Annotated in this window: 4 protein-coding genes and 1 pseudogene; all 5 read left to right on the forward strand. The window is 64.2% G+C overall.

The window, feature by feature from the left end; all coding sequences use genetic code 11:
* Positions 1-274, forward strand: a 274-nt coding sequence (locus VFA16_RS06415; RefSeq protein ID WP_324967013.1) for a Rad52/Rad22 family DNA repair protein, incomplete at its 5' end; no start/stop codon positions are given.
* 76 nt (positions 275-350) lie between these two features.
* Positions 351-683, forward strand: a pseudogene (locus VFA16_RS06420) (site-specific integrase); the annotation flags it as partial.
* A gap of 90 nt (positions 684-773) precedes the next feature.
* Positions 774-1400: a site-specific integrase gene (locus VFA16_RS06425; RefSeq protein ID WP_324967016.1), complete on the forward strand. Its 627-nt coding sequence runs from the start codon at positions 774-776 to the stop codon at positions 1398-1400.
* A gap of 701 nt (positions 1401-2101) precedes the next feature.
* Positions 2102-3661, forward strand: coding sequence for a tyrosine-type recombinase/integrase (locus tag VFA16_RS06430; protein WP_324967014.1), 1560 nt, complete (start codon positions 2102-2104; stop codon positions 3659-3661).
* Between the two features lie 156 nt (positions 3662-3817).
* The gene (locus VFA16_RS06435) at positions 3818-4642 is read left to right on the forward strand and encodes an ERF family protein (protein ID WP_324967015.1); all 825 of its coding nucleotides are present in this window, start codon (positions 3818-3820) and stop codon (positions 4640-4642) included.
* The last annotated feature ends 501 nt before the right edge of the window (positions 4643-5143 follow it).

A 5143-nucleotide genomic window follows, 5' to 3' on the forward strand; every position in this document is an offset into this window, starting at 1 on the left:
CTTCGGGTTCGGCAACTGGGGCGGCGAGGTCGTGGGCGACATCCGCTATCAGGCGCTCCACTTTGGCGAGCCGCACGAGACGGCGGGCATGTACTGGGCCACGGTGCGCGTGACGGTGCGTGACTGCGAAGCTCGTTCCGACGTCGGCTGTGGTTTCGCCACCGAGCCGACCGCCGAGGCACACGATACCGCCATCAAAGCGGCGGTGACCGATGGCCTCAAACGCGCGCTGCGCCAGCTCTATGTTAGGTGGAATACCAAGCACAACCGCTAGCAAAGACGTGGGATTGCAAGGAAGCTAAGAGCCGGTCGAGACCGATTGCTCCGGAGTGGTAGTCATGGGCATGCCCATGATTACCACTCCGCGCTGGGACCACTACCCACTGGTCGCTCAGGAACAGCGCGCTCGGTCCTGGCTCGTAAGTCAAGCCAACCTGGGTCGAGCCCCGAAGACCGTCGAGGCGTATGGCCGTGCTCTCCAGGATTTTCTGAGGTTCGCGGCTGACAACCAGGTCGACGCCTCAACCGCGGGACGGGAACACATCGCCTCTTACGTTCACCGTCTCCTGACCCGGCCTCGGGAACGCGGGGAGAACGTGCGAGTCCTCGACTCTGGCGGCGGGTTAGCGAACGCCACGCTGCAGCAGCGACTCACGGCCGTGCGCCTGTACTACGACTACCTCATCGAGGAAGGGCTCCGGGTAGACAATCCCGTCGGCCGTGGACGGTATACACCCGGGCGTGGCTTTGGTGGACCCCGGGACCGTGGCTTGGTGCCGCGCTACCAGAAGCTGCCGATCATTCCAAGCGACGAGCAGTGGCAACTGGTTCTTCACGCCGCTCATGCCGAGTCCGTCCGCAACCGGTTCATGTTCGCCCTGGCCTACGACGCGGCGCTCAGGCGGGAGGAACTGTGCTCACTCGACGTTAGTGACGTCGATCCCGCCTACCGCCTGGTACGCGTACGAGCCGAAACCAGCAAGAGCCGACGAGATCGCGTGGTCCCCTATTCGGAGCCTACCGGAGCACTGTTCGGAGCGTTCCTGAGCGATCGCCGGACCATGTGCACCGAGCGCGGACCCCTCTTTCGGTCTCACTCTGACCGGAACCGGGCAGCCCCAATCTCGCCATGGACCTGGTCCAAAGTCGTTCGCGGCATCGGCTTGCGTGCCGGCGTGGCGCAGTTTGCGACTCACACTCCGCGCCATCTGCGGCTCACCGATCTGGCGCGCGCCGGCTGGGACATCCACGCTATCGCCACATTCGCCGGCCATAGAACCGTTGAAAGCACCCTTCGCTACATCCACCTCAGCGGCCGGGAATTGGCGAGCAAGCTGGAGCTCAGCATGGACGCGCTCCACGCCGAGCGGCGCAGACAGCTCGAAAGCCTCCTCTGGTGAGCGTGCTGGCACCCGGGCTTCGTCGAGCCAGACGAACCGGCGCCACCGCTGAGGGTTGCCCCATCGACATCGGGGCATACGACCGGACGCCCGAGCTGTCGGCAGCCGAGCTCATCGCCCTCGCCGAACTGGTGCCTGCCATTCAGCGCTGTTTCAGATGGCCATCTGACCTCAACCCCATCCTTATGCGACTGTTCGAGCCGGTGCAAGCGGTCTTGAACCTGGTGGACGCCCGGGGCAAACCCCGGGCTGGCTCACTCCGAATCGTTGCCACCGCGACCCTTCAGCGGCGGCGCACGCTGTGGGCATGGACAAATGCGGAATGGGTGGAGACGCTTGGCGGCGGCCAACTCGGATTTCGAGAACGCCACCGCGTTCACGACCGTTGCCGACAGGACATGCTTGCCATTGCCTGCCTGCTTGTGGGATTCAATGACTGGCCGGCAGTAGGCCGCGTGGAGCGCGTCACACTGGCCTGCAACGCGTTCGGCCGCAAGCAGGTCACCGCGGCAATTGAGACGGTGACGGACGTGCTGCGAGGCTGGGGGTACCGTCCAACGAGTCTGAAAGACGTTCGGCAAGCACTCTGTACGGCGTTGCTCGCGAACCGCAGCCCAGTCTTGGCCGACTTGACACCTGAACTGCTCGAGCAGCTACGCGCGGGAACGCTCATTGGCCGAGCCGGGAGCGGCTATTTGCCCTTGTCGCTGGCGCTGACAGAGTTGGGCATTCACGAGGCTCCGCTCGCGCCGCCGTGGTATCGCGGCCATGAGCCACCGCCGACCTCAACCGACGCGGTCGCCGAGGAATGGCTCCACTGGTGCCGCCGCTGGTACACAACGTCGACGCTGCGGCTGGATACCCGTGACAACCATTACGTCTTGCTTCTCAAAGTGGGCCGCTGGCTCGCTGCCGAGCATCCTGACCAGGCAAGCCCCGACTCCTGGACGCGCGAACTCGCCGCTGAGTTCGTGGCGGTTGTCAGCCGCATGGTCGTTGGCCAGTGGTCCGTCCCCTATCGTCTGCAGGCCAAGCGCGTTGGGCAACCGCTCACTGCGTGCAGTAAATCCGGGCAGTTGTCGGCGGTACGGGTCTTCTTCCGCGATTGCCAGGACTGGGGCTGGCTACCACGTCGGTTCGATCCCAGGCGAGTGCTTGCCACCCCCCGCTCGCTGCTCTCACTGATGGGGCCAAACCCGCGGGTCGTGGCGGATGACGTCTGGGCCAAGCTCGTCTGGGCCGGCTTGAATCTGACCGCTGACGACCTCATTGGACCGGACGATGGTCAGCGGGGCTGGTACCCATTTGAGATGGTCCGCGCACTGGCTGTCGTCTGGCTATTCGCCGGATTGCGCAATGACGAGCTGCGCCGGCTGCGAGTTGGCTGCATTCGGTGGCAGGAACCTCGGCCGGACGCAGGCACCAGCCGGCCAATTTGTCTCCTTGATGTTCCAGCGAACAAGACAGGGCCGGCCTTTACCAAACCGGTAGACCGGCTCGTCGGAGAAGCGGTAACGTCCTGGGCAGCCGTACGGCACGAACAGCCACTGATGGTGGACCGAACGACAGGCGAGCTGATGTCCTGTCTGTTCGCGCATCGTGGCCAGCGGGTCGGGCAGCCGTACGTGAACAAGACCCTGATCCCGATCCTCTGCCACAAAGCCGGTATCCCTGAAGCCGACGCTCGCGGCACCATCACCAGCCACCGCGCCCGAGCAACCATTGCCACGCAGTTGTTCAATGCCAAACAGCCGCTCACGCTGTTCGAGCTGCAGGCCTGGCTCGGGCATCGCTCACCAAGTTCCACGCAGCACTACGCCAAGCTCTCGCCGACGAAGCTCGCCCGGGCCTACGCCGACGCCGACTACTTCGCCCGCAACGTGCGCACCATTGACGTCCTCATCGACCAGGATGCAATCAGCAGTGGGGCCGCGGCTACAGGCCAGCCGTGGCGCTTGTATGACCTCGGCCACGGCTACTGCTCATACCAGTTCTTCGAGCAATGCCCTCACCGAATGGCGTGCGCCAAGTGCAGCTTCTACATCGTGAAGGGTTCAGCGCGGGCGCAGCTCCTGGAGGGCAAGGACAACCTGCTCAAGATGCTGCAGGAGATCCCGTTGACCGATGGCGAGCGCGATGCCGTGGAAGAGGGTGTGACCGCGTTTGACCGGCTGCTCGAGAACCTTGTGGATGTTTCTACACCCGGTGGACCGACGCCCCGGCAGCTGACATCTGAACGAATTGGAGGAAGCGACCCATGAGATGACCCACGCCCATTCATTTGATTAATCGCCGAGCCACAGGGCTCGGCGATTTGCATTTCGAAAGGAGAAATGAATGACAGCCTATGAACCAAGCACACGCCAGGTGCGATGCCGCCTCTCCAGGCAGTGCCGCCCATCTCTGGGCTGAACGCCATGACCAGTCACTCTGACGACCTGAACGAACTGGCGGCCGCTCTGGCCAAGACACAATCGCAGCTCCACAGCGTTACGGCCAACGAGGTGGGCCAGCTCGAATCCGCAACGGGCGAGCGCTCCTACCGCTACGCGACGTTGTCGAGCATCTGGGACGTCGTTCGCAAGCCTCTCACGGACAACGGACTGGCGGTCCTCCAAACCTGCGAACCGGGAAGCCGAGGTGAGCTACGGCTCACGACCACCCTGCTTCACCAGTCAGGACAGTGGGTATCCGGCACCGAGCTCATGCCCCTTCCAGTCCTGACGCCTCAAGGGTATGGTTCGGCCCTCACCTATGCCCGGCGTTACGGCCTCGCCGCACTGCTGGGTGTGTGCGTCGATGATGACGATGACGACGGAACGTCTGCGAGCCGGACAGTCCCTGCCAGGGTTCCGGACAAGCCGAATGCGCGCCCGCCTCTTCAGGTCGTCGCATCCACTCCTCGGCGAGCTGCCGCCGCCACCGGTCGCAAACGCCGAGTTGATGAGCAGGCGGAAGCTTCGGCTGAGGCCTGGCGCAGACTGCCCTACAACCAAGCGAAGGAGAGCGACCTCAAGCTGTTCGCGCAGGCCTATGCCCGGGCAAGAGGTCTGGACACGGTCACGTCGGATGACATCCGTCGCGACTTTGGCATTGTCGGGAAGCTGGTCGATTACTTCGGGTCAAGGCCTCTCGACGAAATACTCGCCGATGCGGGCCGCCACGCTGACGGCCGCAACCCAGCGGACAGTTCAGATTCTGTCAGCCTCGGTCCGAGGGCGGTCCCCTCGCGAATCCGCTGAGCCTAGGTTCTGCTGGGCGATTCGCACGCGAGCCCTGGAGCGCTCGATGCTGTCCAGCGCCCGCATACGGAGCTCGTAAGCCCGTTCGGCGATGCCGGCCGACAGTTCCATGAAGATCTCGGCCTGCTCGCGAATCGCGACCATGCGTTCCTCAAGGGTCGGCACGGGGTCGTTACCCCTCGACGGCGTCCTCATTCCCATGGGACAGCCTAGCCGCAATGAGCTCGCAAGCGCAACCTTGACATGAACTTGCATTCCACATAATAGGCCCGCAGTTCGGGAATTCGCTGTATGACCGCGCCAGCCCAACACGGCTGAGCTCGGCCCGTGAGCTATCCGACCTGCGCTCGGCCGTCCTGGCGCTCGGTGCCGCGCTTGGCCTGGACGAAGCCAATACCCGCAAGCACGCGGCGGCCAAGGTGGGCAAACAGTTCAACAGCCTCACCCCCGCCGAGCTGGCAGGCCTGGTGAGAGCGATGGCCGAGGCGGTCACCAAGCGGC

The organism is Mycobacterium sp. (assembly GCF_035653355.1).
Lineage (GTDB): Bacteria > Actinomycetota > Actinomycetes > Mycobacteriales > Mycobacteriaceae > Mycobacterium.